This is a genomic window from Allobosea sp. P5_A5, from assembly GCF_056400625.1.
On the sequence record NZ_JBFUKY010000004.1, the window covers coordinates 153,492 to 179,379 of the forward strand.

At 66.4% G+C, this 25,888-nt stretch carries 19 protein-coding genes; 11 read left to right on the forward strand and 8 right to left on the reverse strand.

What is annotated here, in order from left to right:
• Positions 1-86 precede the first annotated feature (86 nt).
• Positions 87-1,325 carry an aspartate kinase gene (locus tag AC1DR6_RS10375; RefSeq protein WP_476829141.1) on the reverse strand — a complete coding sequence of 413 codons (1,239 nt, stop codon included), beginning with the start codon at positions 1,323-1,325 and terminating at the stop codon, positions 87-89.
• 140 nt (positions 1,326-1,465) lie between these two features.
• Between AC1DR6_RS10375 and ubiG the strand changes: the two genes are divergently transcribed.
• Positions 1,466-2,218, forward strand: coding sequence for a bifunctional 2-polyprenyl-6-hydroxyphenol methylase/3-demethylubiquinol 3-O-methyltransferase UbiG (gene ubiG / locus AC1DR6_RS10380; protein ID WP_476829142.1), 753 nt, complete (start codon positions 1,466-1,468; stop codon positions 2,216-2,218).
• Between the two features lie 13 nt (positions 2,219-2,231).
• On the opposite strand, the gene AC1DR6_RS10385 is transcribed toward ubiG, so the two are convergent.
• Complete coding sequence (locus tag AC1DR6_RS10385; protein ID WP_476829143.1) at positions 2,232-2,534, reverse strand: hypothetical protein; 303 nt, start codon at positions 2,532-2,534, stop codon at positions 2,232-2,234.
• A gap of 194 nt (positions 2,535-2,728) precedes the next feature.
• On the opposite strand from AC1DR6_RS10385, the gene ccrA reads away from it, so the two are divergent.
• The 4 genes from ccrA to AC1DR6_RS10405 all read left to right on the forward strand — a co-directional run bounded on the left by ccrA (position 2,729) and on the right by AC1DR6_RS10405 (position 7,483).
• Entirely contained in the window at positions 2,729-4,012 is a 1,284-nt protein-coding gene (ccrA, locus tag AC1DR6_RS10390; protein ID WP_476829144.1) for a crotonyl-CoA carboxylase/reductase, read from the forward strand.
• A 74-nt stretch (positions 4,013-4,086) separates the two neighbouring features.
• Positions 4,087-4,743 carry a glutathione S-transferase family protein gene (locus AC1DR6_RS10395; RefSeq protein ID WP_476829145.1) on the forward strand — a complete coding sequence of 219 codons (657 nt, stop codon included), beginning with the start codon at positions 4,087-4,089 and terminating at the stop codon, positions 4,741-4,743.
• An 80-nt stretch (positions 4,744-4,823) separates the two neighbouring features.
• Positions 4,824-5,717 carry a DMT family transporter gene (locus AC1DR6_RS10400; RefSeq protein ID WP_476829146.1) on the forward strand — a complete coding sequence of 298 codons (894 nt, stop codon included), beginning with the start codon at positions 4,824-4,826 and terminating at the stop codon, positions 5,715-5,717.
• Positions 5,718-5,794: 77 nt separating this feature from the next.
• Positions 5,795-7,483, forward strand: coding sequence for an acyl-CoA dehydrogenase family protein (locus tag AC1DR6_RS10405; protein WP_476829147.1), 1,689 nt, complete (start codon positions 5,795-5,797; stop codon positions 7,481-7,483).
• A gap of 3 nt (positions 7,484-7,486) precedes the next feature.
• On the opposite strand, the gene AC1DR6_RS10410 is transcribed toward AC1DR6_RS10405, so the two are convergent.
• Complete coding sequence (locus AC1DR6_RS10410; RefSeq protein ID WP_476829148.1) at positions 7,487-7,822, reverse strand: DUF6968 family protein; 336 nt, start codon at positions 7,820-7,822, stop codon at positions 7,487-7,489.
• Positions 7,823-7,847: 25 nt separating this feature from the next.
• A complete protein-coding gene (locus AC1DR6_RS10415; RefSeq protein ID WP_476829149.1) occupies positions 7,848-8,480 on the reverse strand; it encodes a hypothetical protein in 633 nt (210 codons plus the stop codon).
• 162 nt (positions 8,481-8,642) lie between these two features.
• On the opposite strand from AC1DR6_RS10415, the gene AC1DR6_RS10420 reads away from it, so the two are divergent.
• Complete coding sequence (locus AC1DR6_RS10420; protein WP_476829150.1) at positions 8,643-9,371, forward strand: SIMPL domain-containing protein; 729 nt, start codon at positions 8,643-8,645, stop codon at positions 9,369-9,371.
• A 12-nt stretch (positions 9,372-9,383) separates the two neighbouring features.
• On the opposite strand, the gene AC1DR6_RS10425 is transcribed toward AC1DR6_RS10420, so the two are convergent.
• The 4 genes from AC1DR6_RS10425 to AC1DR6_RS10440 all read right to left on the reverse strand — a co-directional run bounded on the left by AC1DR6_RS10425 (position 9,384) and on the right by AC1DR6_RS10440 (position 14,108).
• Positions 9,384-11,351, reverse strand: a complete 1,968-nt coding sequence (locus tag AC1DR6_RS10425) for a bifunctional 2',3'-cyclic-nucleotide 2'-phosphodiesterase/3'-nucleotidase (protein WP_476829151.1) — start codon at positions 11,349-11,351, stop codon at positions 9,384-9,386.
• 124 nt (positions 11,352-11,475) lie between these two features.
• Positions 11,476-12,345 (reverse strand): HTD2 family dehydratase, encoded by an 870-nt coding sequence (locus tag AC1DR6_RS10430; RefSeq protein ID WP_476829152.1) that lies wholly within the window; start codon positions 12,343-12,345, stop codon positions 11,476-11,478.
• 26 nt (positions 12,346-12,371) lie between these two features.
• Positions 12,372-13,496, reverse strand: coding sequence for a zinc-dependent alcohol dehydrogenase family protein (locus AC1DR6_RS10435; RefSeq protein WP_476829375.1), 1,125 nt, complete (start codon positions 13,494-13,496; stop codon positions 12,372-12,374).
• Positions 13,497-13,577: 81 nt separating this feature from the next.
• Positions 13,578-14,108 (reverse strand): DUF4142 domain-containing protein, encoded by a 531-nt coding sequence (locus AC1DR6_RS10440; RefSeq protein ID WP_476829153.1) that lies wholly within the window; start codon positions 14,106-14,108, stop codon positions 13,578-13,580.
• 135 nt (positions 14,109-14,243) lie between these two features.
• Here AC1DR6_RS10440 and AC1DR6_RS10445 point away from each other — a divergent pair, with 135 nt between their 5' ends.
• The 5 genes from AC1DR6_RS10445 (at position 14,244) to AC1DR6_RS10465 (ending at position 25,886) form a co-directional block, all read left to right on the forward strand.
• The gene (locus AC1DR6_RS10445) at positions 14,244-14,999 is read left to right on the forward strand and encodes a hypothetical protein (protein ID WP_476829154.1); all 756 of its coding nucleotides are present in this window, start codon (positions 14,244-14,246) and stop codon (positions 14,997-14,999) included.
• A 119-nt stretch (positions 15,000-15,118) separates the two neighbouring features.
• On the forward strand, positions 15,119-17,131 hold the full coding sequence (locus AC1DR6_RS10450) for an autotransporter assembly complex protein TamA (protein ID WP_476829155.1): 2,013 nt from the start codon (positions 15,119-15,121) through the stop codon (positions 17,129-17,131).
• Entirely contained in the window at positions 17,131-21,447 is a 4,317-nt protein-coding gene (locus AC1DR6_RS10455) for a translocation/assembly module TamB domain-containing protein (protein WP_476829156.1), read from the forward strand. The genes AC1DR6_RS10450 and AC1DR6_RS10455 overlap by 1 nt, the downstream gene beginning before the upstream one ends.
• Before the next feature lie 405 nt (positions 21,448-21,852).
• On the forward strand, positions 21,853-23,250 hold the full coding sequence (locus AC1DR6_RS10460) for a porin (RefSeq protein ID WP_476829157.1): 1,398 nt from the start codon (positions 21,853-21,855) through the stop codon (positions 23,248-23,250).
• Positions 23,251-23,594: 344 nt separating this feature from the next.
• Positions 23,595-25,886 carry an OmpA family protein gene (locus AC1DR6_RS10465; protein ID WP_476829158.1) on the forward strand — a complete coding sequence of 764 codons (2,292 nt, stop codon included), beginning with the start codon at positions 23,595-23,597 and terminating at the stop codon, positions 25,884-25,886.
• The last annotated feature ends 2 nt before the right edge of the window (positions 25,887-25,888 follow it).

The following is a 25,888-nucleotide window of genomic DNA, read 5'->3' on the forward strand; positions in this document are numbered from 1 at the left end:
TGGCAGAGGCCGCTGTTAGAGACGGATGCTCGCCGCAAGGGCGAGCACGACGCTTGTGTAACGATGTCGAGGCTTATTGCCGCCGATCAGGCCGCGTCCAACCCGTAAAGCGAGTGCAGCGTGCGCACCGCAAGCTCGGTATAGGCCGCGTCGATCAGCACCGAGAACTTGATCTCGGAGGTGGTGATCGCCCGGATGTTGATGCCTTTTTCGGCTAGCGCCCGGAAGGCGCGCGCCGCGACGCCGGCGTGCGAGCGCATGCCGATGCCGATCGCCGAGACTTTCACCACATCCGTCGCGCCCTGGATGTCCTGGTAGCGGATGGTCTCGCTCTTGCTCTCCAGCAGGGTGCGGGCGCGCTCGTAGTCGGCGGTCGGCACGGTGAAGGTGATGTCGGTCGTCGCCTGATCGTCAGACACGACCTGAATGATCATGTCGACATTGATGTTGGCGTCGGCGAGCGGGCCGAAGATCGCCGCGGCGACGCCGGGCGTGTCCGCCACGCGCCGGAGCGTGATCTGGGCTTCGTCCCGGGAGAAGGCGATGCCGGTGACGATCTGCTGTTCCACGATGTCGTCCTCGTCGCAGATGAGGGTGCCAGGATTGGGATTTTCGGGGTCGTCGAAGGAGGAGCGTACATAGGTCGGCACGCGCTGCGTCATGGCGATCTCGACCGAGCGAACCTGCAGCACCTTGGAGCCGAGCGAGGCCATTTCGAGCATCTCCTCGAAGGAGACCTTCTCCATGCGCTTGGCCTTGGGCACGATGCGCGGGTCGGTGGTGTAGACCCCGTCGACATCGGTGTAGATGTCGCAGCGATCGGCCTTCAGCCCGGCTGCGAGCGCGACCGCGCTGGTGTCCGAGCCGCCGCGTCCGAGCGTGACGATCCGGCGCGTCTCGGCATGCACGCCCTGGAAGCCCGAGCAGACCGCGATCTCGCGGCTGCGGTCGAAGCCGGCGATGATGCCGGAGCCGTCGACATCGACGATCCGGGCCGAGCCATGCGCGTCCGAGCCGTAGAGCGGGATCTGCCAGCCCTGCCAGGAGCGGGCGGGCAGGCCCATCTCCTTCAGCACCATCGCCATCAGCCCGGACGTGACCTGTTCGCCGGAGGCGACGACCGTGTCGTATTCCGCCTGATCGTAGAGCGGGGAGGCTTCCTTGCACCAGCCGACGAGTTCATTGGTCTTGCCCGACATCGCCGAAACGACGACGGCGACCTCGTTTCCGGCGTCGAACTCACGTTTGACGTGACGCGCGGAGTTCTTGATGCGCTCGACCGTGGCGACGGATGTACCGCCGAATTTCATCACCAGACGGGCCATGATGGCTTCGGGCTCTCGGATAGAAGGCCACGGCTACGAGACCGGGGCGAAACGTCGCCCTCGCGCGGCGCGCGGGGCGGGTGTAGATGACGGGCACGCGGCGCGGTGTCAATGCGAGCCGGTCTAGCGAGGGTAGGGTTATGGCAGCGGCAGCGGAACGCAGCGGTTCGACGATCGACCCCGCCGAGGTCGCCCGCTTCGATGCGATCGCTCGCGACTGGTGGGATGCGAAGGGGCCGATGGCGGTCCTGCATAAGTTCAATCCGGTCCGACTGGCCTTCGTGCGTGACGAGGCCTGCGCCCGCTTCGGCCGCGATCCCAAGCGCATGCGCGCGCTGGAAGGCTTGAGCCTGGTCGATATCGGTTGCGGCGGCGGAGTTCTGTCCGAACCTCTGTCGCGGCTCGGCGCGCAGGTGACGGGTCTCGATCCCGCGCCGACCAATATCGCCGTGGCGAGCGCCCATGCCGAGGCCGGCGGCCTTTCCATCGACTACCGGCAGGAGACGATCGAGGCTGTGGTCGCCGCAGGCACCCGCTTCGACATCGTGCTGGCGATGGAGGTGGTCGAGCATGTCGCCGATGTCGAGGCCTTCGTGACGGCCTGCTGCGCGGCCGTGAAGCCCGGCGGGCTGCTCGTGATGGCGACCTTGAATCGCACACTGAAGTCCTATGCGCTGGCCATCGTCGGCGCCGAATATGTGCTGCGCTGGCTGCCCAAGGGCACTCATGACTGGGAAAAATTCGTCACGCCGGCGGAGCTTGGCGGCGCCATCGAGCGCAACGGTCTCCGGCGAGCCAGCGGGACGGGAATCATCTACAATCCGCTGAGCGGGCGCTGGAGCGCGGCCCGCGACATGGACGTGAACTACATGCTGGCTGCGACGCGCGACTGAGAGCCGCTGCCGGTCACGGTAGGATCATGGCCAGCACGAGGACGGAGAACAACCCGGACCCGACGGCGATCGCGGCCTTGACCGCCGAAGCATCGAGATGCGTCGGAACGCCGTAGCGCTGCCAGAGCCAGGCGCCGGCAAAAGCGCCGGCAAGCACGATGGCTGAATTGAGCAAAGTCCCGAAAGCGGCGTCTCCCATCAGGAGATCCGCGATCCAGCCGAACAGCAGTGCTGCCAGAGCGATGATGGCGAGCATGATGATCAAGGATGGCAGCGGCGGCTCGGGTAGGCCGACCATCGTTAAAAGCGTGTGCATGGCTTTATCCCCAGGTGCCGCGCATCATCGGACGATTACCCTACACGTTCCGCAAGGGAAGCGCTTGGCTATCGCACTATTTCGCGGTGCACTATGCTTCCTTCGGACAATGGCGCGGTGCAACATAAGATGCATCAATCGCCGTCCGAACCGCCACCGCCGTTTTGGGCGAGCCGGCCATGAGGGAGACGACGATGCCGCAGACGCAGCCCGCCGCGCAGCCCCACCAATCGCCGCTCAAGGATCTCTACGAGCTCGACGAACTGCCCCCGCTCGGCCATGTGCCAGACAAGATGTACGCCTGGGCGATCCGCCGCGAGCGCCACGGCGCGCCGCAGGACAGTTTCCAGGTCGAAGTGGTGCCGACATGGTCGATCGGCGAGGAGGAGGTGCTGCTCCTCGTGATGGCAGGGGGCGTCAACTACAATGGCATCTGGGCGGGCCTCGGCCAGCCGATTTCGCCTTTCGACGTCCACAAGGCGCCGTTCCATGTCGCGGGCTCGGATGCCTCGGGCATTGTCTGGGCGGTCGGCTCCAAGGTGAAGCGCTGGAAGGTCGGCGACGAGGTCATCGTTCACTGCAACCAGGATGACGGCGACGACGAGGAGTGTAATGGCGGCGACCCGATGTTTTCGTCGAGCCAGCGCATCTGGGGCTACGAGACTCCGGACGGCTCCTTCGCGCAGTTCTGCCGGGTCCAGTCGCGGCAATTGATGCTGAAGCCCAAGCACCTCGCCTGGGAGGAGGCAGCTTGCTACACGCTGACGCTCGCGACAGCCTATCGCATGCTGTTTGGCCACAGCCCCCACACCATCAAGCCCGKCGACAACGTGCTGGTCTGGGGCGCCTCGGGGGGCTTGGGCGTCTTCGGCGTTCAACTCTGCGCGGCGTCGGGCGCCAATGCCATCGGCGTGATCTCGGACGAGACGAAGCGCGACTATGTGCTGGGGCTCGGCGCCAAGGGCGTCATCAACCGCAAGGATTTCAATTGCTGGGGCCAGATGCCCACGGTCAATTCGCCCGAATATAGCGAGTGGACCAAGGAGGCCCGCAAGTTCGGCAAGGCGATCTGGGACATCACCGGGAAAAAGGATGTCGACATCGTCTTCGAGCATCCGGGCGAGGCGACCTTCCCGGTCTCCTGCCTCGTCGCCAAGCGCGGCGGCATGGTCGTTTTCTGCGCCGGCACCTCCGGCTTCAACATCACCTTCGATGCCCGCTATGTCTGGATGCGGCAGAAGCGCGTGCAGGGCTCGCATTTCGCCCATCTGAAGCAGGCCAGCGCCGCCAACCAGTTCGTCATCGACCGGCGTATCGACCCCTGCATGTCCGAGGTCTTCCCGTGGGACAAGATCCCGCTCGCCCACCACAAGATGTGGAAGAACGAGCACGCGCCAGGGAACATGTCCGTGCTTGTCTATGCGCCGCGCACCGGCTTGCGCACCTATGAGGATGTGGTCGAGGCGCTCGGCAGCTAACCGCGTCTGCGCTCCGGTTGTCATCCAGAGCGGGCCGGCCGATAACCGGCTCGGGATCAAACCGGGTCGGTGTCATGGCGCTTTCGTTGTTCGGCCATCCATTCTCGTCTTACTGCCAGAAGGTCGAGATCGCGCTCTATGAAAACGAGACGCCCTTCGCCTACCGGCTTTTGACGCCAGAGGACCCCGCGACCGGCGAGGAGTGGGCGAGGCTGTGGCCGCTGCGCAAGATGCCGGTGATGGTCGATGGCGAGACGAGCGTTTTCGAGGCCACGAGCATCGTCGAGCACTTGTCGCTCTATCATCCCGGCCCGGTAGCTCTGCTGCCGATGGACGCGCGCGGCGCGCTTCCGGTGCGCACGCGCGACCGCTTCTTCGACAATTACATACACACGCCGATGCAGAAGATCGTCGCGGATCACATGCGCTCGCCCGGCGAACGCGATCCGCGCGGCGTCGCGGATGCCAAGACCCTGCTGAGCGAAGCCTATCGCTGGCTCGACCGTGAGGTCGCCAGCGAATGGGCCTGCGGGGCCGATTTCACATTGGCCGATTGCGCGGCTGCGCCGTCTCTCTTCTATGCCGATTGGGTGCACGAGATACCCGCCGATCTGCCTAACCTCCGCGCTTATCGCGCCCGTCTGCTGGCAAGGCCGAGCGTCGCGCGCGCGGTGGATGAGGCCCGCCCTTATCGACATTTCTTTCCGCCTGGCGCACCGGATCGCGACTGATCCACGCTCCGCACATGGCGCGCCCGCGCCTTCGCCCTGTCTGAAGCGGGATGATGAGGCTAGAGAGCGGGCACGCCGTCGTGCCGCAGGTTCTCATGCCGTCCTTCATGCTGCGGGCCATGCCGCTGGTCTTCACCTTCCTGTGGTCGACAGGGTGGATCGTTGCCGGCTATTCGGCGCACTATGCGGATGCGCTGACCTTCCTGGTCGTCCGCTTCGGCAGCGCCGCTATTCTGCTGGCCGCCCTCGCACTGGCTACCGGGGCGCCCTGGCCTCGCGGACGGCGCGCGATCCTCGACATCGCGATTACCGGTGTCCTGCTGCATGGCTTGTATCTCGCCGCCGTCTGGTGGGCGGTGCGACACGGGCTGCCGGCGGGCATTTCGGGCCTGATTGCCGGGCTCCAACCCATCCTGACCGCTCTCTTTGCGCCGCTTTTCCTCGGCGAACGCATCTCGCCGATCCGCTGGCTTGGCATCGCCTGCGGCTTCCTCGGCATCGCCTTGGTCCTGGAGCCGCAACTGGCGGGTCTCGCGCCGGCTGCCTTGTGGGCCGTGCTCGTGCCGATGCTGATCAATGTGGCCGGCATGTTCGCCGTCACCTTCGGCTCGTTCTACCAGAAGGCGAGGGTCGTCTCGGGCGATCTTCGCACCATCACGGCCATCCAGTACATCGCCGCCACGCTCGTGGTGCTACCGCTCGCAGCCCTGTTCGAACCCATGCGGATCGAATGGAATCTGACCATGGTGCTGGTGCTGGCCTGGTCCGTCGTGGTGCTCTCGATCGGCGGGATCTGGCTCTACCTGATGATGATCCGGAAGGGCGAGGTCTCGCGGATCGTCACCTTCCTCTACCTCGTCCCGGCTCTCGTTGCGGTCGAGGCCTGGCTGCTGTTCGGCGAGCAGCTCGCGCCGCTCCAGATCGCCGGCATGGCGGTGACGATCCTCGGCGTCGCGCTGGCAAGCCGCAAATAGCGCACCCCTCGCCGAAAGGCTGATTTCGATTTCCTGCGGACGCCGGTTATGCTGCGGCGCAACAAGGAGATCGTGCCATGACCGCAAGCGCCGTCGCCCCGTCCGAAGCCGGTTCGAACGCGATCTTGCTGATCGCCGCAGCGATGCCGGCGCTCGAGATCCTGCTGTCAGAGGCCACCGGCGCCGTCCGCGCCAAAGTGCTGGAGGGCGGCCGCATTTCGACCGCGCGGCTGGAGGCTGAGCAGCACGCCGCTCATGGCCTGGCCTGGCTCGCCACCTATGTCACGGCGCTTCGCGAGCTGCAGGCTTATGGCGAGCGGCTGGAGGCGGAAGGACGCTACGGCGCGCTGGAGGATTATGCGGTGCGGATCGGCGCCGGCGAATACGCTGCCCAGATTTTCGGCGGCATCCCGATGAGCCAGGGCGAGATCGTGCGCCTGGCTGCTCTGGGCGTGTCGGCCAAGGCTGCCGCCATCGCTCGCTCGGAATCGGTCGAGACGCTGATCGCGGAGGGCAACACGCCCGCGAACCGCACCCGCCTCGTCGCTTTATTCAGCCAGAACGACGGCGCCGCGAGCGTCGGCGATCCCGGCCTCGACGAGACGCTGGAAGCGATCCGCTCGGAAATGCGTCGCTTCTGCGCGGCCGAAGTCACGCCGCACGCCCATGAATGGCATCTCGCCAACGATTACATCCCGATGGCGGTGGTAGAGAAGATGGCCGAACTCGGCGTCTTCGGCCTGACGATCCCGGAGGAATTCGGCGGCATGGGCCTGAGCAAGGTCTCCATGTGCGTCGTCTCGGAGGAATTGTCGCGGGGTTATATCGGCGTCGGCTCGCTCGGCACCCGCTCGGAGATCGCGGCCGAGCTGATCCTGTGCGGCGGCACGCAGGAGCAGAAGGCCCATTGGCTGCCGAGGCTCGCATCCGGCGAAATTCTGCCGACCGCCGTCTTCACCGAGCCGAACACCGGCTCCGACCTCGCTTCGCTGCGAACGAAGGCGGTCAAGGAAGGCGAGGGCGCCGACGCAGTCTGGAAGGTCCACGGCAACAAGACCTGGATCACCCATCCCGTCCGCGCCGACATCATGACCCTTCTGGTCCGCACCAACCCGACGGAGCCCGGCTACAAGGGCTTGTCCATGCTGATCGCAGAGAAGCCGCGCGGCACGGATGCTGATCCCTTCCCGGTCGAAGGGCTGACCGGCGGCGAGATCGAAGTGCTCGGCTATCGCGGCATGAAGGAATACGAGCTCGCCTTCGACGGGTTTTCGGTCAAGGCGGAAAACCTCTTGGGCGGCGTGCCGGGCCAAGGCTTCAAGCAGTTGATGCAGACCTTCGAGGCCGCCCGCATCCAGACGGCGGCGCGTGCCGTCGGCGTTGCTCAATCCGCCTTCGATCTCGGATTGCGCTACGCGCAGGAGAGGGTTCAGTTCGGCAAGGCGCTGATCGCCTTCCCCCGCGTCGCCGACAAGCTCGCGATGATGGCGGCCGAAATTCTGATCGCCCGCCAGCTCACCTATTTCGCCGCTCGCGAGAAGGATGCCGGGCGCCGTTGCGACCTCGAGGCCGGCATGGCCAAGCTGCTGGGCGCACGCATCGCCTGGGCGGCGGCCGACAACGCCTTGCAAATCCATGGCGGCAACGGCTTCGCGCTGGAATATCCGGTCAGCCGCGTGCTCTGCGACGCCCGCATCCTCAACATCTTCGAGGGCGCCGCCGAAATCCAGGCACAAGTGATCGCGAGGCGGCTGGTGGAGGGCTGAGATTCAGCCGAAGAAGCGTGCGTCGTCGCCGACCAGCAGATCGCGGATGGTGTTCGGGACTGGGAAGCCGTACCCCCGGCCGGGCTGCTCCCAGAACAGCCGTCCGGAGCGATGATAGTCGCTCGTATAAATGTCAGTCCCGATCGCATGAAGAGCTAAGGTGACGGCCTGAATAGGGTCGATGCCGAAGCCAAAGCCGGTATGGCAGCCGCCAGGCCAGCCGATGGAATATGTGCATCTCCAGCCAAGGTCCGATGGAAGCGCTTCCTCGACACTGATCTCGACAGGAACGCTGTCCTGATGAGAGCGGTAGGTCAAAGTTCTTCTCAAGGGGAACATAGCGGCCTCGGCGCATCCTGTCGCTCTACTCCGGCCAGCCCAGCGTGATCTGCTCAACGCGGGCCTTGACCGCCCGCATTCCGGGCGCGTTCGAGGCAAAGGTCTTGTCGCCCGAGACCTTGTTGACGGCGGCATCCTTGGCGCTCGGATCGGGGCCGAAGCGCAGCGACAGGCTGCACCCACCCTCGGGCTTGTCGAGCCTGCCGCTCTTCCAGCCGGCCGAATATCCGCCCATGTCCCAGGCGAAACCGTAGAGCGAGAAGGGCTTGCCGTTGGCGGTCTCGACCGCCGCGAGGTCGGAGCCGGTGCCGATGGTCGCAGAAGGCTGACCTGGCACGGCGACACGCCAGGTGGAGGGATCGCGCACGGTGATCGCGCTCGGCCGACGCCGCTTGGCGCTGTCGTGCCAGAGCACCTCGATGCGGCGCTTCTCGTCCGCGCCGAAGATGACGGTGCCCTTTTCGGTCGAGCCTTCTGCGACGTCGATATCCTCGCGCTTGACGTTGGCCGCGCCGAAAGCCGCGATCAGCGCGGCCTCGCTGCCGTCCTTGGCGAACGGGCCGGTGCAGGCGAGCAATGGAGTTGCCGGCGCGCTTTGGGCGAAGCACGCTTGCGCCGCCGCGACTGTCAGCGCCACGATCGATATCGCCAACCGCATCGTTCATCCCCTGTCCCAAGGGCAGCCTAGGCCGAGGATGGCCGATCCAGCAAGCGCAGCCTTCGGCGTGCTTTTCGACAGCGCGACGTGACAATTTCGACACCTTCCTCCGACGTTCTGCGCGCGGCGGCCGGTTTAGGTTGCCGCACAACAGGAGCTGCGATGTCATCCCCCTTTTTTCCCGCCTTGGCTGTCGCCGCGCTGATCGTTGCGGCGGCATCGCCCGCGATGGCGCAGGACACCGACGCCAGGCGCCCGCTGCCGCGCATCACCGTCTCCGGCGAGGGCGAGGTCTCGGTCGCGCCGGACCTGGCGGTGGTCAACCTCAGCGTGCTGCGCGAGGCCGATACGGCCAAGGCGGCGCTTGCCGCCAACAGCGCCGCGATGAAGCAGGTGCTGGACGCGTTGAAAGCAGCCGGCATCGCTGACCGCGACATCCAGACCTCGAATTTCACCATCCAGCCGCGCTATCAACAGGCAGCGCGCGACAAGCCGCAGGACCCGAAAATCATTGGCTATTCCGTCAGCAACGAAGTGACCGTTCGCATCCGCAAGCTCGATGAGGCCGGCGGCATCATCGACAAGGTGGTGGGCTTGGGCGTCAACCAGGGCGGCGGCATCAACTTCGTCAAGGACGACCTCAAGGAGGTCATGACCGAGGCACGCAAGCGGGCCGTGGCCGACGCAATCGAGAAGGCGCGCATTCTTAGCGAAGCGGCCGGCGTGAAGCTCGGCCCCGTGCTGTCGATCACCGAAGGCGGAAACGTCCCGCGCCCGATGCCTTATGCCGCCGCGCCGATGCGCATGGCGGCCGACAAGTCTGTTCCGCTCGCCAGCGGCGAGAACAACTACCAGACGCAGGTCAGCATCGTCTTCGAGATCGCGCGTTGAGCAAGCAAAGCTTCAGGCGGTAAGCCGCCATTTCGCGAAGCCTTCACCGCCATCTCCGGCCGGTTCGGCCTTGAGGCCGTCCGGCTTCTTTCCGGCGGCGGCGGGGGCCGTGAGAAACGTGACGTTCACGCCCCGGGGCAGTGCGGCGAGCCCCCAATTGCCGTCCGCCCGAGGCTCGACCGTCTTTTTCTCGAGGATATGGCGCACCACGACATCGCGGTTGAGGTCGGGAGCTTCGAGAACCACCGTCGATTTAGTGCCGGGAAAATTGCCGCCGCCGGAGGCGCGGTAATTATTGGTGACGACAATGAAGGATGCGGCGTCGTCGATCGGCTTGCCGCCGAATGAGAGGTCGACGATGCGGTGCGCCTCTGGCGCGACCAGCTTGCCGTCGACGTCGTAGCGCGAGGCCTGCGTCACGTCGATCCGGTAGCTCACCCCGTCGATCACGTCAAAATTGAACGAGGGGAAGCCCTGGTTGATCAGCGGCTGTTCATCCTGCTTTGCCGGATCGATGCGGTTGAAGATGCCGGCTGACCGCTCAAGCCATTCGCGGACCTGCGCGCCGGTGACCTTCACGAACTGGACGGTGTTCGGATAAAGATAGATGTCCGCGACGTTCTTCAAAGCCAGAGGCCCGGCCGGAATATCGGTGAAATAGGCGGGTCCGGCGCGTCCACCGACCTTGAAGGGCGCGGCAGCCGAAAGAATCGGCAGGTCCTTCCACTCTGTCTGCGCCATGAGCGGCCTGGCATAGGCGATCTGCGCATCGGCGACGATCTGCACCGAGGCGTCGTCGGTGACGAGCGCGAAGAAGGAGTTGATCGGGGAGGCGGTCGCGCCGACCGGCTCGCGCATATAGCTCAGCGTCGCGTCGTGGTCGGCCTGCACGGCGGCAAGAATCGTCGCGTCGGCGGCAGTCTTCGACACCACCTTGCGGTCGGGCGTGCGCTCGTAGATCGGCCTGGGGTCGACCTTGAATTCGGCCACGCGCCAGCGGTCGCCATTGCGTTCCAGCTCGAGGTCGACGATCCCGAGATTGGAACCCCAGAAACCGGGCTGGCAGGCGGGTTTGCCGTTCAAGGCGCCCCTGACGTTATCCACACCGGCAATGCCGTCGAAGGCCTTGCCGCCGGGAAACACCAGATGCTGATGGCCGGTCAGGATCACGTCGATGCCGGCAATGCGGGAAAGATGCAGCGCCGCGTTCTCCTCCATGCCATGGCGTTCGCCACCTGCGATGCCGGAATGACAGAGCGCGATCACGAGGTCGGGCGCAGCATCGAGCAGGTCCGGCATGTGCTTTTCGGCCGCCGCGACGATGTCGAGCGCGGTCACCTTGCCCTCAAGATGCCCCTTGTCCCACTGCATGATCTGCGGCGGCACGAAGCCGATCACGCCGATCTGCAGAACATGGCGGTTTCCGGCCTCGTCCTCGAAGCTCTGCTCGAACAGCCGCCAGGCATCGACCAGATTGCCGCCGCCGACGCGCTCGACATTGCAGCAGACGATCGGGAACTCGATCTTACCAAGCGCATGGTCGAGGAATTCGAGCCCGTAGTTGAACTCGTGGTTGCCGAGCGTGCCGCAGACATAGGGCAGGGCGTTCATCGCCGCAATCATCGGGTGGGTTTCGCCCGAATTCAGCCCTTTCTTGTAGGCGATGTAGTCGCCCAGCGAGGAGCCTTGCAGGAAATCGCCATTGTCGAAGAGCAGGCTGTTCTTCGCTTCGCCTTGCGCCGCCTTGATCAGGCTCGCGGTCTTGGCGAGGCCGACGGTGTCGTCCGGCGCATCGCGGAAATAGTCGTAGGGCACGATATTGACGTGGATATCGGTCGTTTCCAGCACGCGCAGCTTGAGCGCGGGCGAGGCCGGTTTCGTCTGGGCGCCAAGGCTGCCCGGCAGGAGCCCGGCGCTTGCGGCCAGTACCACCCCGCCCTGCAACGTCTCGCGGCGGCTCATGCGGCGGTCCTCAGGCATGCCGGTGTCTCCGGGAGTGTCGCGGCCCGTCTGGCGACGGCGCAGCGCGAGGGAATGGGTCTGATGCGGATGCTGTAGCATTGCGGCGCCCGCGTGACACGGCAAAGCGCGGCGGATGGTGTCGTCACGCTGTCGCCGTGCCTGTCGCTTCCATGCGCACGACGCCGTCGGCGCCTTCGGTCCAGGCCTTGATGGTGCGGTCCGGCTGGCGTGCCGCCTTGATCCTGAAGGGCGCGCCGGCAATCAGCGGAGCCAGACCGCGATAATCCATCGCGATGGTGGCCGTTCCTGCAAGGGTCGCAATGATGTTGGCCAGCAGAGTAGCCTGGATCGGCCCATGCACGACGAGCCCGGCATAGCCCTCGATCGCGGTCACATAGGGATGATCGTAATGGATGCGGTGGCTGTTGAAGGTCAGCGCGGAATACCGAAAAAGCAGAACGGGTCCGGCCTCGACCTGCCATTCGAGATCGCAGGGACGCTCCGCCAGCGGCGCCGCTTTCGGCGCGGCCGGGGCGCCCGGCGGCTGCGCCTCGCGATAGACGATATCGTGCCGTTCGCGCAGCGCCAGCCCACGCCCGGTCGAGAATTCATGGTGCACGGCGACGAAACACAAGCGTCCGCTGCGGCCTTGCTTGAAGCTGATGTCCCCGATGCGGGAGCGCCGGGTCACGCTGTCGCCCTCGAGCAGCGGCGCCACGACCTCGATCCGCCCGCCGGCCCACATCCGGCGCGGCAGCGGCACCGGCGGCAGGAACTCTCCCTTTGCCGCATGTCCGTCAGGCCCCGTGGACTCGATCGGCACGATCGGTGGCGCAAGGCACCAATGCAGGGCGAGGGGCGCTTCGCCGAGGTCCACCGGCACAAGGTGGCGGCCGAAGGTGGCGCGGAAACTCTGGACCAGTCGTGGCGTGACGATGTCGGAAGCGTCTTCGCTCCGGCCCGTCCAGGCCTTCAGATGTTCCATATCCGGAAGTTCGGGCGATGTCGGCATGGGCGCTCCTTGGATGGCGACAGCGATCACATCCGCAGGATGTGCCGGATCGTCCGGCCCTCGTTCAGCGCATCGAAACCCTCGTTGATCTCGTCCAGGCTGCCCGAACTGGTCCACAGCCTGTCGACCGGGAGCCGCCCGCGCTGGTAAAGCTCGATGAAGCGAGGGATGTCGCGAGAGGGCACGCAGGAGCCGACATAGGACCCCTTCAAGGTTCGCTCCTCCGCCACCAACCTGACCGGAGATAGGAAGAGCGTATGGGCGGGGTTGGCCAGCCCGGCCGTCGTCGTCGTGCCGCCTCGACGCGTGATCTGGTAGGCGAGGTCGAGCGCCTTGACCGAGCCTGCCATCTCCAGCCCATGGTCGACGCCGCCCTTGGTGGCGGCGTTGATCGTCTCGACGACATCGGCCGCACCCGCATTGAACGCATCGGTCGCGCCGAGCTCGCGGGCGAGTTGCAGCTTGTCCTCGGCGAGATCGACCGCAATGACGCGGGACGCCCCGCAGGCAATGGCGCCGAGCAAGGCTGAAAGTCCGACCCCGCCAAGTCCGACCACGGCGACGGTCTCGCCCGCCCTGATGCGCGCGGTATTGACCGCGGCGCCTACGCCGGTCAGCACCGCGCAGCCGAACAGCGCCGCGACCTCGTGGGGAATGTCGGCCTCGACCTTGACCAGCGAGCGGCGGGACACCACGGCGTGCTCGGCGAAGGCGGAAACGCCGATATGATGATGCACCGGCTGGCCTTGCGACGAGAGCCTTCGCCCGCCGCCAAGCAATTCGCCGCGCCCGTTCGCGGCGTTGCCGGGTTCGCACAGCGCCGGACGCCCCTCGGCGCAGGGCGCGCAATGGCCGCAGGACGGCACAAAGACCATGATCACACGGTCACCCGGCATCAGATCCTGCACGCCTTCGCCAGCCTGCACGACCTCGCCGGCGGCTTCATGGCCAAGCACCATCGGCACCGGGCGCGGGCGGTTTCCGTCGATGACTGAGAGATCCGAGTGGCATAGTCCGGCGGCGCGGATGCGAACCAGAACCTCGTTGCGACCCGGTGGCGCCAGCTCGATCTCCTCGATCCGCAGCGGCTGGCTTTGCGCGAACGGCGCCGTCGCAGGGCTGGCATGAAGAACGGCGGCGCGGATTTTCATCATGCAGGCTCCGGGTCGGGCAGGAAGACCTATCCGGCCATCTGCCCGGCCTCATGTCAAAACCCGCTGCGAGGAAAACCCTTATTGAGGCGCCGGGAGGTTCTGCGCCTCCATGTCGAGCTTCTCGAACGTCGGCAGTGCGTCGGCGGCGAAGCTCTTGATCTCGGCATCGGACCCGTCTCGCGCATAATCGGCCACCATTCGCGCAACCTCATGGTGCGAATTCCGTTGCGCGGCGATATAGGCCCGGTCGAAATCGGCTCCGTTCCGGTTCGACAGATCGGTTAAAAGATCCAGCTTCGGTCCGTCCGGCCTGTCCGGCAGCGCCATATCGGAACGCTTGGCCACGATGCGCCTTAGACTGCTCGCGGCCTTGGCGTGAGCGTCGGCAAGACGGTGCGCATAGTCCTTGATCTGTCCCGGATCCGATTTCTGCAGAGCGAGCGTCGCCGATTCGACACCGAACATGTTGGCGATCGCAACGGTCTTGACGAAATCCTGCGGAGACGGGGGCGACTGCGCCAGCGCCCCCGTCGTCAGCAGCACAAGGCCGGCGAGTGAAGAGGCAATAACGCGCAGCACGGCGCCCGTGGATCGAATGGCTGGGGTCATGGCTGGAAAACCGCCGCTCTCCCGAGAGGTTCCCCTGGCGCCGTGATCCTTGGGCAGCGATCGAACGCCTTGTTCGGTTTGGCCGGTCAGGTTAGCACCAGCGCTGAAGGCCGCACCATCACCGCAGGAGTTTCCATGCCGTCCACCGCCGAGACCATCCGCGATGCGCTGATGGCCGCCCGCCGCGAGCGGACGCTGATCGAGACCGCCGAGATGCCGATTCCGGCGTCGCTCTCGGAGGGACTCGCGATCCAACGTGAGATCAGCCGGCGCATGGGGTTCTCGGATCTCGGCTGGAAGGTCGCGATCGCCGAGGACGGCACGCCGATCGGCGGGCTAATGCCGGGCCCGTGGCTATCGGCCGGCGAGACCTATGAGGGCGCGATCGGGGCGGAGCTTCGCGTCGAGATCGAGATTGGCCTGCGGCTGGGGCAGGACGTTCCGCTGCGACCATCGCAGCCCTATTCGCGCTCGGAGCTGCTCTCGCTCTGCGACAAGGCTGTCCTCGGGATCGAGATCGTGGAAGGCCGTCTGGCGAACTGGTCCGGCAAGGTCGCGATGCCGCTCTGGCTGACCGATGCGATGGGTCATGGCGGCTATGTCATCGGTCAGGAACTGGCGCTCGACGTCGTCGACCGGGTCGCGGAATTCGGCTGCTTCATTTCGCTCAACGGGGTCACGATCTACGATCAGCCTGCGGTCCACGGCAATGGCGATCCGATGGCGCCTTTCCTGGCCTGGGCGAACCGGAAGGAGGAGGGGCTGGGACCGTTGAAAGCCGGCCATTTCGTCACCACCGGCAGCCTGTGCGGCGGCGTGCTGTCGCCCGGCAAGGGAGAAATCCTGTGCAAGCTCAGTCCGCTGGCAGAGATTTCGTTCACGCTTCGTTAGAATTTCCGATCAAGTCTTAATCGGACGCTTCCGAGTTGAAGCGTTGCATGAGGTCGCCATCCTTCTATGGTGGCCTCGCGCTTTTGGTGTTGCTTCGTGGCGGGGGTCGTGGAGGCTGGATGCGGTTCTGGCGTAGGGCGGGCAGAACCGTCGCATTGAGCGGCGGGTTTGCTTTCGTCACGCTTGCGTGCCTGCTGCCCAATGCGGCCAAGGCCTTCGATCTGTCGTCGCTGGATGTGTTCGGGCTGTTCTCCAAGAAGGACGAGCCGCCCGCGCCTACACCCACGACGCTGCCCTATAAGCTCGACTTCGAGCTGGGCGACGCCGACGACGCCAAGGCGCTGACTCGTAGCCTTCAGGACGCTTCGCTGCTGTACCGCCTGCGCGAGGATGCGCCGCCTGACGGCGAGACGCTCGCGCGCCGCATGGCGACCGATCTCAACCCGCTGGTCGACGCGCTCTGGTCGCAGGGCTATTTCAACGCCGATGTCGCGTTCGTCGTCGATGGCGTGCCGCTCAAGGTCGGCGCCGAGCCGAATGCGGCCCTGATCCGGCAGCTCGAGACGCATCGCAATCGCGATGCGGTGCCGATCATGGTCGCGGTGCGTCCGGGCAAGGTCTTCGGCTTCCGCAATATCGAGGTCGTCGAGCATGAGGAGCCGGGTCCCAAGGTCGTGGCCGATCCGCAGAAGGTTTCCCGCCTGAAGCCGGGCGCGCCGGCAACCGCGACCTCGCTCCGTGCCGCGCAGGCCGCGCTGGTCGACTACATGCGCGCCCAGTCGCGGCCGCTCGCCAAGGTGGTCGCCCTGCGGCCGGTGGTGGACCACGCCGCCGGCATCATGGACGTGACCTACGAAATCGACCCCGGCCCACTCGCGGGCTTCGGTGAGGTCACGGTCGGCAAAACCGACGATATCCCGCCCGAGGTGGTGCGTTCCTTCATCTATCTCGAGCCGGGCGACCCTTATTCGCCAAAGGCTCTGACCGATACGCGAAAGTCGATTGCGACGATTCCCGCCGTCGGCTCGGTCCGCATCCGGGAGGCCGACAAGCTCGACGGCACCGGCAACCTGCCGATTTTCGTTGATGTTACGGAGCGCCCCAAGCGCCTGATCGGTTTCTCGGCGCGGTACTCGACCATCGATGGCCCGGCGGTGAAGACCTATTGGGAGCACCGCAACCTGTTCGGCGGCGCCGAGCGTCTGCGGATCGAAGGCAGCACCTTCCTCGCGCCGCGCATCGACGGCACGAAGATCAAGGAAATCGGCGACTTCAAGGAATCGGATATCGGCGGCCGCGTCGGCTTCAGTTTCCTGAAACCCGCTTTAGGCGGGAGCCGCTACGACTGGCTGCTCGACGGTGTCGCCACCCGCGAGCGCATCGGCACCACCCGCTATGGCGGCTACACCGCCCGCTACGCCAACATCACCACCGCGATCCAGCGCCGCTTCACCGACACCTTCTCGGTGCAGGCCGGCATCGAATACGAACGCGGCCAGACCAGCGACGTGCTCGGCCAGGTCGACTACACGCTCGTCGGCATCCCGCTCTCGGTCAAATACGATTCGACCGACAGCCTGCTCGATCCGACACGCGGTTTCCGGGCGACGGCCTCCGTCACGCCCTATCCGACTTTCCTCGGCTCCAGCGTCGGCATCGTCCAGAGCAAGGCGGCGGTCTCGGCCTATTACGCCCTGGACGAAGACGCGCGTTACATCCTGGCGGGCCGGGTCGGCTTCGGCTCGATCGCGGGGGCCAGCCTCGACGAGATCCCTTCGACCCGGCGGTTTTATGCCGGCGGCGGCGGTTCGGTGCGCGGATACGCCTATCGAACGCTCTCGCCGCTCGGCCCATTCGGCCAGTTGACCGGCGGTCGCAGCCTGCTCGAACTCTCTGCCGAGGCGCGCATCAAGATCACCGACACCATCGGCGTCGTACCGTTCTTCGACGCCGGCACGGCCTATGCCGCGACTGTGCCGGACGGCAAGCAGAAGCTGCAGATGGCCGCCGGCCTCGGCCTGCGCTATTACACCTCGATCGGGCCGATCCGCGTCGATGTCGCCGCGCCGCTTAATCCGCGCAAGGGCGACAAGCCCGTCGCGCTTTATGTCAGCATCGGGCAGGCCTTCTGATGATGCGCCGCCTCCTCAGCCTCCCGCGTGTCGCCCTGTTTGCCGTGCTGTTGACGGTAGGCTTTCTCGTCTCGGCCCATTTCGGCGGCTTCGCCCAGAACGCGCAGACCGACCGTGGCGTCGTGGCCGACCTGATCTCGAAGGCGCTGTCCAGCACCACCAGCCAGGTCTCGATCGGCGAGGTCAACGGAGCGCTTTCCTCCGACGTCGAGATCCGCGACATCGTTCTCTCCGACCGGGACGGCGCCTGGCTGAAGCTCGACCGCGTGCGCCTGATCTGGACGCGCAGCGCGCTGTTGCTGCGCCGGCTCGATGTGGATCGGCTGGAGATCGGCAAGCTCGAAATCCTGCGGAAGCCGGTCCGGCAGCCCGCCACCACGCCGACCGCCGACGAGCCCATCCTGCCCGAACTGCCGCTGCGCGTGATCGTGCGCGCTTTCCAGCTCAACGAATTGTCGCTCGGTGAACCGGTGCTGGGCACGGCGGCACGCCTCGCGGCGACTGGCGCGGCGCGGCTCGGGCCGCCAACGGAAGGCCTGGATCTCAAATTCGAGGCGAAACGTCTCGATCAGGGCGGCACCTTCAACGTCAATCTCGCCTTCGTGCCTGATACGGCGCGCCTGCAGCTCGCCGCCAAGCTCGACGAGCCGGCCGGCGGCCTGATCTCGAAGATCGCCGGCCTGCCCGGCGAGCCGCCGGTCAAGCTCGATCTCACCGGCGACGGGCCGCTCGACGGTTTCCGCTCGACGCTGACCTTCACCGCCGGGCCGACCATCGGCGCGGACGGCACTGCGACCGTCAATCGCAACGGGGCCGAGCGTCAGCTCGCGCTCGCGCTCGACGCCCGGATCGAAGGATTGATGCCGGCTCCGGTCGCGCCCGTCTTCGCCGGTTCGACCCGCCTCGACGGCACCGTTGGCTTCGCCGACGCCGGCGGCATCGAGATCCGCAATCTTGCAATGGTTTCCGCGCTGGCCCGTCTCGATATCGGGGGGCGGTACGGTGCAGACCAGACGCTCGACATGCACGTCTCCGCAGCGTCGCGTCCCAATGTCGAAGGCAAGACCGTCGCCTCCGGCACCGAAATCGCCAAACTCGCCTTCGATGCGACGCTGAAAGGGCCGGTTGCCGGCCCGACCGTGGTCGCCAAGCTCGACATGCAGGATGCGCGGCTACCCGCCGGCCGCTTCGGCAAGGTCGGCCTCACCTTCAATGCCACGCCCAGCGGCACCATCGGCCAGGTCGGCACCAGGATCGATCTGACATCGGATGGCGAGGCCTCCGGTATCGCACTGGCCGATCCGGCGCTGGCGAAGGCTGTGGGCGACAAGGTCACCTTCACGCTGCGCGGCACCGGCAATGATGACGGGACCGCCGATTTCGAGACGCTGCGGCTGGCGCTGTCAGGCATGGCGCTGGATTATCGCGGGAAGCTCGGCCAATCCCGCATTCTCGGCCAGCTCAAGGCCGTCCTGCCCGATCTCACCAGACTGAGCGGTCTGGCCAAGCGCCCCTTGGGTGGCCGGGCCGAGATCACGGCCGATCTCGACGCCGTTCCGAATACGGATGCTTACACGGCCACGCTGACCGGCAAGGCCGATCGGCTCAGCACGGGGCAGGAGCTGCTTGATCGGGTGCTCGCCGGCAATCTGACACTGGGCGGAAAGCTCGGCGTCGTCGCTGGCGACTATTCCGTCGGCAACCTGCGGGTTGCCGGCCAGCATGCGACCTTCACCGCGGACGGCCCGCTCGGCCAGAACGCCTCGAACCTCAAGCTGGCACTGGACCTGCCCGATCTCAAGCGCGCCGATCCGCGACTATCGGGACGCGGCGACATCGACGCGAAGATCACCGGCCCGCTCGCAAGGCTCGACGCCACCGCCCGTATCGCCGTCGCCAACGCCACCGCTCTGGCGAGACCGATCCCAAAGCTGACGATCGATGCCGTGGCCAAGGACCTGCAAGGCGCGCTCGATTCGAGCCTGACGCTGTCCGGCGAGATCGACGGCAAGCCGGCGACTGGTGCCATCGCGCTGGCGCGGCAGGCCGATGACGGCTGGAACCTCTCGCGGCTCGAGCTCGTCATCGGCTCCGTGCGCCTGAATGGCGCGGTGACGCTCGACCCGGCCAGCCGCGCCGCCGGCAATCTGACGCTGTCCGCACGCAATCTCGACGATCTTTCGGCGCTCGCGCTGACGAAGCTTGGCGGCCAGCTCGACGCGACCGTGGCGCTCTCCTCGCCCGAGGGTCGGCAGAACGTCGATCTGACGGCGCAGGGCAGCAAACTCGCGGGGCCGTCGATCGCGATCGACAGGATCGATGCCACAGCTGCCGCTCGCGACATCTATGGCCATCCGATGCTCGACGCGACCGTGGCGGTCGACCGCGCGGTGGCGGGGGGCGAGACGTTCAGCGCCATTCGCTTCGATTCGAAGGGCGCCGCCGATGCGAGCGCCTTCACGCTGTCCGCCAACGCTCGCGGCTTCGCCTTGAAGGGCAATGGCCGTCTCGTCCCGGGTGAACCGCTCAAGCTCGAGATCGCCGCCTTCGACGCCCGCCGGGACGGCCGCGCGATCACGCTGGCCAACCCCGCCACAGTGAGTTTCCCCGCTTCCGGGCTTGAGATCGCAGGCCTCGCGCTCAAGGTCGATCGCGGCCAGATCTCGCTCGACGGCAAGGTCGGCGATGCGCTCGACCTGCGCCTGGTCGCGCGCGACGTGCCGCTATCCGCCGCGCGGATCGTTGCGCCCAGCCTCGACCTGGCGGGTACTCTCGATGCGCAGGCTCATGTGCAAGGCCGTACGGGTGCCCTGACAGGGCCGTGGAGCCTGAAGGTTTCGCGTCTCGTGACGCCGGAAACGCGGCAGGCCGGCTTGCCGCCGGTCGAGATCGCGGCTGAGGGCGCCTTCAAGGGCGACGCGGCCAGCGTTCAGGCGACGGTGAACGCTGGCCGTGGCGCCAACCTCACCCTGCGCGGCACCGCGCCGCTTTCGGCGACGGGCAGCCTCGACCTCGCGGCGCAGGGCCGCATCGACGCGGGCCTCGCCAACCCGATGCTCGCCGCCAACGGGCAGCGCCTGACCGGCGCCGTCGCGCTCGACATGAAGGCGACCGGCAGCGCCTCGGCTCCGCGGCTCAGCGGTGCGGCGACCCTGTCAGGCGGCAGCTTCACCGATGCCTTGCAGGGCGTGAAGCTCAGCGCCATCCGTGCGCGGGTCGTCGCCAATGGCGAAAATCTGACGATCGAGAGCGCCTCGGCCAGCACCCCGAACGGGGGCAGTCTGTCCGCGAGCGGCCGCGTGGCCGTCGACCCCGCTGCGGGCTTTCCCGGTGACATCCGCATTCGCGGCACCCGTGCCCAGCTGGTCGATAGCGGCCTGGTTTCCGCCGTGGTGGGGCTCGATCTCCAGATCAGCGGGCCGCTGGCGCAGCGTCCGCGTATCGGCGGGCGGGTCGATGTCGCCTCTCTCGAAGTCTCCGTTCCGGACCGTCTGCCGTCTTCGCTGCGCCCGGTCGACGGCATCAAGCATGTCAACGCGCGGGGCACCGCCGCAGCCCGGCTGGCTTCGGCCCGCAAGGCGGCCCAGGCGCGTGGCAAGCGCGGCCGTGGCCCCGTTTTCGATGCGGCACTGGCGCTGACCGTATCCGCTCCCAGCCGCGTCTTCGTGCGTGGACGCGGCATCGACGCCGAGCTTGGAGGCGAACTTCGGATCGGTGGTACACTCGCGGCGCCCGCGCTAGACGGCGGGTTCGAACTGCGTCGCGGCCGTCTCAATGTCCTGACCCAGCGGCTCGATTTTACACGCGGGCGCATCACCTTCGCCGGCGGCATCGTGCCCGAACTCGATTTCATCGCGGAGAGCCGTGCCGCCGACGTGACGGCGAAGATTCTCGTTACCGGTCCGGCCGACCAGCCGAGCTTCGCTTTCACCTCCGATCCGCAGCTCCCGCAGGACGAGGTGCTGTCGCGCCTGCTCTTCGCGCGGGCCTCGGGATCGCTGTCGCCCTTCCAGGCGGTTCAGCTCGCGCAGGCAGCCGCGCAGTTCGCGGGCGGAGGAGGCGACGACACCTTCGAACGCCTACGCAAATCGCTTGGCGTCGACAATCTGGACATCCAGGTGGGCGCGGGTGGCCCGACCGTCGGTGCCTCGCGCTATATCAATGACAATGTCTCGGTCGGCGTGCGGGTCGGCGCCCGTCCCGAGGACAGCGGTGTCTCGGTCAATATCGACGTGACGAAGCGGCTCAAGGTTCAAGCCGAGACGGGCGCCGATGGCAGCGCATCGGTCGGCGTCGGCGCCGAGTGGGAATACTGAGCCTCTAACAGCGATTCGCGGTGATGTTCGGCGGGGGTGACGGGCTTTTTCCTATCGTCCTCAATGACGCCGATTCCAGGGGCGCGACCACGAAAACCGCCTCCGCCACGCTCTGATGCTTAACAGAACGTAAATTTCGGCGGTCAAAGCGTGGCCCGCCTGCAACACCGGTTTCCAAAGCACCCCTCGGGCGGGTCTGGAGGTCCGATGGAGGTTGATCGGGGAGGCAGCATTCGTATGGTGGTTGTGCGTCGGGACGTTCCCGGTCGCTGTTTTTCATCTTCGTCTCTGAATTGGGTCAGGGGCGCGGATGAAAGGCCGGGAATAGGCAGGTTCTGCGACCGGACAAAGTCCGGGGCAGGGGCCGAAGCCCGAGGGTCTCGAAACTCTTTTGGAGGTTACCACATGAAGCTCGTTAAGAGCCTCCTCCTCGGTTCCGCCGCCGGCATCGCCGCGGTCGCCGGGGCTCAGGCCGCCGACCTTCCTTCGCGGAAGGCCGCCCCGGTCGAATACGTTCGCGTTTGCTCCGCCTTCGGTGCAGGCTTCTTCTACATCCCGGGTACGGACACCTGCCTCCGCGTCAGCGGTCGTGTTCGCGCTGAGTACGCTGTCGGCCAGCGCTTCAGCGACTTCCAGGATGCTTACGGCACCCGCGCTCGCGGCCGTCTGAACATCGACGTTCGCAACCAGACCGCTTACGGCACGCTGCGTACCTTCATCCGTTACGAGCTGACCAACAACACCGGCATCTACGGCGCCGGCGCTGGTGGCCAGTCGCCGTTCAACACGGGTGCGACGGTCCCCGGCTTCGCTCGTGGCGCTGCCGGTACCGGCTCCAACGTCGATCTTGCCTTCGTGCAGTTCGGTCCCATCACGGCCGGCCGCGTTCAGTCGTTCTTCGACTTCTACGCCAACGACCTGATGTTCAACTCGGTCCGCGGTTCGGACTCGCGTTCGAACGTCCTCGCCTACACCGCCACGTTCGGTTCGGGCTTCTCGGCCACGGTTTCTGGTGAAGATCGCACCTCGGGCACCGGCGTCCGCGAGCTTCCGGGCGTTGTCTTCAACCCGGCCGCTCCGTTCGCTGCTCCTGGCGCCGCTGTCGTTCAGGGTCAGGACTTCCCGGATCTCGTCGGTGCTCTGCGCGTCGATCAGGGTTGGGGTTCGGCTCAGCTGTCCGGTATGGTTGGCCAGCGTAAGTACGCGACCGCTTTGAACATCGCTGCCGTCAACGGCGACGAGCTCGTCTGGGCTGTTCAGGGTGGCGTCAAGGTCAACCTGCCGATGCTCGCCGCTGGCGACTATCTGTGGCTGCAGGCTGCCTACGCCGACGGCGCTCTTGGCTATCTCGGCTTCACCCCCGGCTCGCTCGGCCTCGGCCGCGTCGGCGCTCTGACGCTGGCTGATGCCAGCCTCAACTCGGTGACCGGCAACGTCAACAACTCGACCGGTTGGGCTGTCACCGCCGCGCTCAAGCACTTCTGGGCCCCCACGCTGCGCAGCGAGTTCGCTGCTTCGTACTCGCAGCTGAACCTGAAGTATCTCGACGCTTCCGCTGTCGGCTTCGGCGCCGCCAACGGCTTCACCTCGCGTTCGACGGACCCGAAAGAGTTCCTGGTCGCTGGCAACCTGATCTGGTCGCCGGTTGCTGGTCTCGATATCGGTGTGGAAGTGCTCTACTCGCACCTCGACCTCCGTTCGCGCGTCGGTCGTACCGACAACTCCACTGCCCGCAGCACCGTTGTTGGTCTGAAGTCGGAAGACTCCATCGCCGGCCGTCTGCGCGTCCAGCGCGACTTCTGATCGGTTCTCCGATCCTAGTCGGAAGCCCCGGGGAAACCCGGGGCTTTTTTCGTTTGGCCCAAGGTTACGGCGGCTGTTGCTAATAAACCCCGGCCCGCGTTTCCATGGCGAACGGCAAGCTTCGCCTGGATATTCGTGCCAGAGCCGGAAGCGGCCGGAGCTGATCCGGAGCGTCGATGTGTCGGCGCCGATCCCGGAGCTGAAGATCGGCCGGCGGCACATTATGGCTTTGAGCGCCTGAATCAGCGTGTCCACTCGCGTTGGCAACCCATTGAAATCTATCGTGAGACGCTGTTGAGTGGCGGCTGACGGCTGCTGGGCCGGCATGGGTTTGGGGGCGGACGATGTCACAGCCTGCGCGATGGCTCTGGGGATTGATGCCTCTGGCTCTTCTGTGTGCCGCCGCAAATGTCGCGCTCGACAAGGCAGTCGAACGTGATGTCGCCCGCCGGGCCGAGATGGCCGTCCAGTCAAGCGTCGGGGTTGTTCCCGGGCCCCGCCCGGTGTTCGCACAGGTCTCGGGGCGTGACGTCACGATGGGTGGCGAGGTCCTTTCGGCCGATGGCGCTGCCAAGGCGATGGCTCGGCTACGCGGCGAATTCGGCGTGCGAAGGGCGCTGGGCGGCCTGTCGCAGGCCGTGGCGCAAAAGCCTTATTCCTGGTTTGCCAGCCGGCAGCCTGACGCCGTGACGATCGGGGGCTTCGTTCCCGATATCGAGGTCGCCGACGCCAATGTCGCGGCGGTCAGGGCTGCGTTGCCCGATGCAAGGGTCGATGATCGTCAAAGCGTCGCCTTCGGCGCTCCCGATGGCTTTGCGGCGATGACGAGGGCGATGATCGCGGAGCTGCCGAAGCTCGCGACCGGCCGGATCGCGCTCGACGACAAGCGCTTCTGCATCGAAGGCACGGCTCGGACCCCAGAGGGCTTCCTGGCTCTGGAGTCGGCAGCAGCTCATCCGGCCGGTTCAGGCTTCAGCGCCGTGCCATGTGGCCTCCAGCCGCCGATGGTCTCGCCCTATCGCTTGAGCCTTGAAAAATCCGCCTCGGGCGCCGTCTCGATACGCGGCTCCTATCCGGATGAAGAGGCCCATCAGAAAATGCTCGCAGCCGTCCGCGCGAGCGTCCCGCCGCCGATCGCGATTGCCGACCGGACGATGCCGGGCAGCGGCGCTCCAGCAGCCTTTCTCGACAAGATATCGCGCGCAACGCGTGATCTTGCTCGCTTGCCGACCGGCAAGGCGGAGATCGAGGGGGATCTCTACACCTTGTCCGGGGAGGGACCGGGGGATTATGCCACCTGCCAGGCGTTTAAACTGCAGGTCGCGCAGCAGGATGGGCCCGATTCCGTTGCTCAGCTATCGGTCGAATGTCCGCCGGCACCGCCGCCGGAGCCGGTGATGCCGCTCGTCCCGGACATGCCTGCGCTCGTGCTCGACGACGTCTTGCCGAAGAGCGCCCCTCAGGTGGCAGTCAGTGCTGCGGGCGAGCAGCAGGCGGCAGCCCCGCTGGCGGCGGTCCCGCTCGCGCTGTGGTCGGCCGAACGCAGTCAGGAGCGTCTGGTGCTGAAAGGCGCGCTGCCGGACGAGGCGTCTCGGGCGGCCATTCGCGCCGACGCCGCTCGCTTGTTTCCCGGCCTGACGATCGATGATGGCATGACCACCGGCGGCGGCTCGCCCAGCGACGCCGCGAGGGATTCCGCCAGCTTCGCCTTGAATGCTCTGGTGATATTGCGAAACGGCACGGTGTCGATCCGCGAGGGAGCCCTGTCCGTCTCGGGCAGCGTCGCCGACGCGGCGGCCTGGCAATCGCTCCAGCAGATGCTGTCCGTGGGCGGTCCCGATGGGCTCAAACTTGCGCAAGAAGCCCAGGCGGTCACGGTCAAACCCTATGAACTCTCGCTGTCGGCTGATCGTGGCGGCGTCCGGATGTCGGGTCATCTGCCCGACGAGGCGGCGCGCGGCGCCCTCAAAGGGGTAGCCGCCCAGGCGCAGCCAGCCGGCAAGGTCGACGATGAGACCGTGCTGGTGCCGGGCGCACCGAGCGGCTTCGTCGACGCGGCCAAGACCGCGCTTGCCGATGTGCTGCGGCTCGACATCGGCTCGGCGACCCTCATCGACGACAAGATCGCCATCCGGGGTTTGACCTGTCGCGATCTGATCGCCAGCGAGGTCGAGACCAGTGCCAAGACAGGTCTTCCATCGAATTTCGATGCGAGTGTCGCGGTCAGTCCGCGCCAGACCGGTTGCGTGCTCGGCCCGCCGGCGAGTTGCCAGAACGATCTCGACGGTCTGACGAAGCAGAACCCCGTCCTGTTCGCGCAAGGAACCGCCGCCGTCGCTCTCGACCCGACGACGGAGCGTGTGATGACGGCCGCCGCGACGATCTTGAAGAGATGTCCGGCTGCCCATGTGACCATCGAGGGGCATACCAATCGCGATGGAGAATGGCGCGGCTTCGACAATCGGGAGCTGTCGCTTCGGCGCGCCCAGCGCGTGCGCGACGAGTTGGAGCGGCGTGGCATCGATCCAGCCGGGCTTGAGGTCAAGGGCTACGGCACGGCCCGCCCGCTGCTGCCGCACGGGGCTCCGCAGTCGCGTGAGATGAACCGCCGCGTCCAGTTCACCATCGCGAAATAGGA

What these genes read in the sequence shown, in the direction of transcription:
- AC1DR6_RS10375 (WP_476829141.1), bottom strand. Translation starts at nt 1,325, where the DNA reads ATGGCCCGTCTGGTGATGAAATTCGGCGGTACATCCGTCGCCACGGTC.
- ubiG (WP_476829142.1), top strand. Translation starts at nt 1,466, where the DNA reads ATGGCAGCGGCAGCGGAACGCAGCGGTTCGACGATCGACCCCGCCGAG.
- AC1DR6_RS10385 (WP_476829143.1), bottom strand. Translation starts at nt 2,534, where the DNA reads ATGCACACGCTTTTAACGATGGTCGGCCTACCCGAGCCGCCGCTGCCA.
- AC1DR6_RS10395 (WP_476829145.1), top strand. Translation starts at nt 4,087, where the DNA reads ATGGCGCTTTCGTTGTTCGGCCATCCATTCTCGTCTTACTGCCAGAAG.
- AC1DR6_RS10405 (WP_476829147.1), top strand. Translation starts at nt 5,795, where the DNA reads ATGACCGCAAGCGCCGTCGCCCCGTCCGAAGCCGGTTCGAACGCGATC.
- AC1DR6_RS10410 (WP_476829148.1), bottom strand. Translation starts at nt 7,822, where the DNA reads ATGTTCCCCTTGAGAAGAACTTTGACCTACCGCTCTCATCAGGACAGC.
- AC1DR6_RS10415 (WP_476829149.1), bottom strand. Translation starts at nt 8,480, where the DNA reads ATGCGGTTGGCGATATCGATCGTGGCGCTGACAGTCGCGGCGGCGCAA.
- AC1DR6_RS10420 (WP_476829150.1), top strand. Translation starts at nt 8,643, where the DNA reads ATGTCATCCCCCTTTTTTCCCGCCTTGGCTGTCGCCGCGCTGATCGTT.
- AC1DR6_RS10425 (WP_476829151.1), bottom strand. Translation starts at nt 11,351, where the DNA reads ATGCCTGAGGACCGCCGCATGAGCCGCCGCGAGACGTTGCAGGGCGGG.
- AC1DR6_RS10430 (WP_476829152.1), bottom strand. Translation starts at nt 12,345, where the DNA reads ATGCCGACATCGCCCGAACTTCCGGATATGGAACATCTGAAGGCCTGG.
- AC1DR6_RS10435 (WP_476829375.1), bottom strand. Translation starts at nt 13,496, where the DNA reads ATGAAAATCCGCGCCGCCGTTCTTCATGCCAGCCCTGCGACGGCGCCG.
- AC1DR6_RS10440 (WP_476829153.1), bottom strand. Translation starts at nt 14,108, where the DNA reads ATGACCCCAGCCATTCGATCCACGGGCGCCGTGCTGCGCGTTATTGCC.
- AC1DR6_RS10445 (WP_476829154.1), top strand. Translation starts at nt 14,244, where the DNA reads ATGCCGTCCACCGCCGAGACCATCCGCGATGCGCTGATGGCCGCCCGC.
- AC1DR6_RS10450 (WP_476829155.1), top strand. Translation starts at nt 15,119, where the DNA reads ATGCGGTTCTGGCGTAGGGCGGGCAGAACCGTCGCATTGAGCGGCGGG.
- AC1DR6_RS10455 (WP_476829156.1), top strand. Translation starts at nt 17,131, where the DNA reads ATGATGCGCCGCCTCCTCAGCCTCCCGCGTGTCGCCCTGTTTGCCGTG.
- AC1DR6_RS10460 (WP_476829157.1), top strand. Translation starts at nt 21,853, where the DNA reads ATGAAGCTCGTTAAGAGCCTCCTCCTCGGTTCCGCCGCCGGCATCGCC.
- AC1DR6_RS10465 (WP_476829158.1), top strand. Translation starts at nt 23,595, where the DNA reads ATGTCACAGCCTGCGCGATGGCTCTGGGGATTGATGCCTCTGGCTCTT.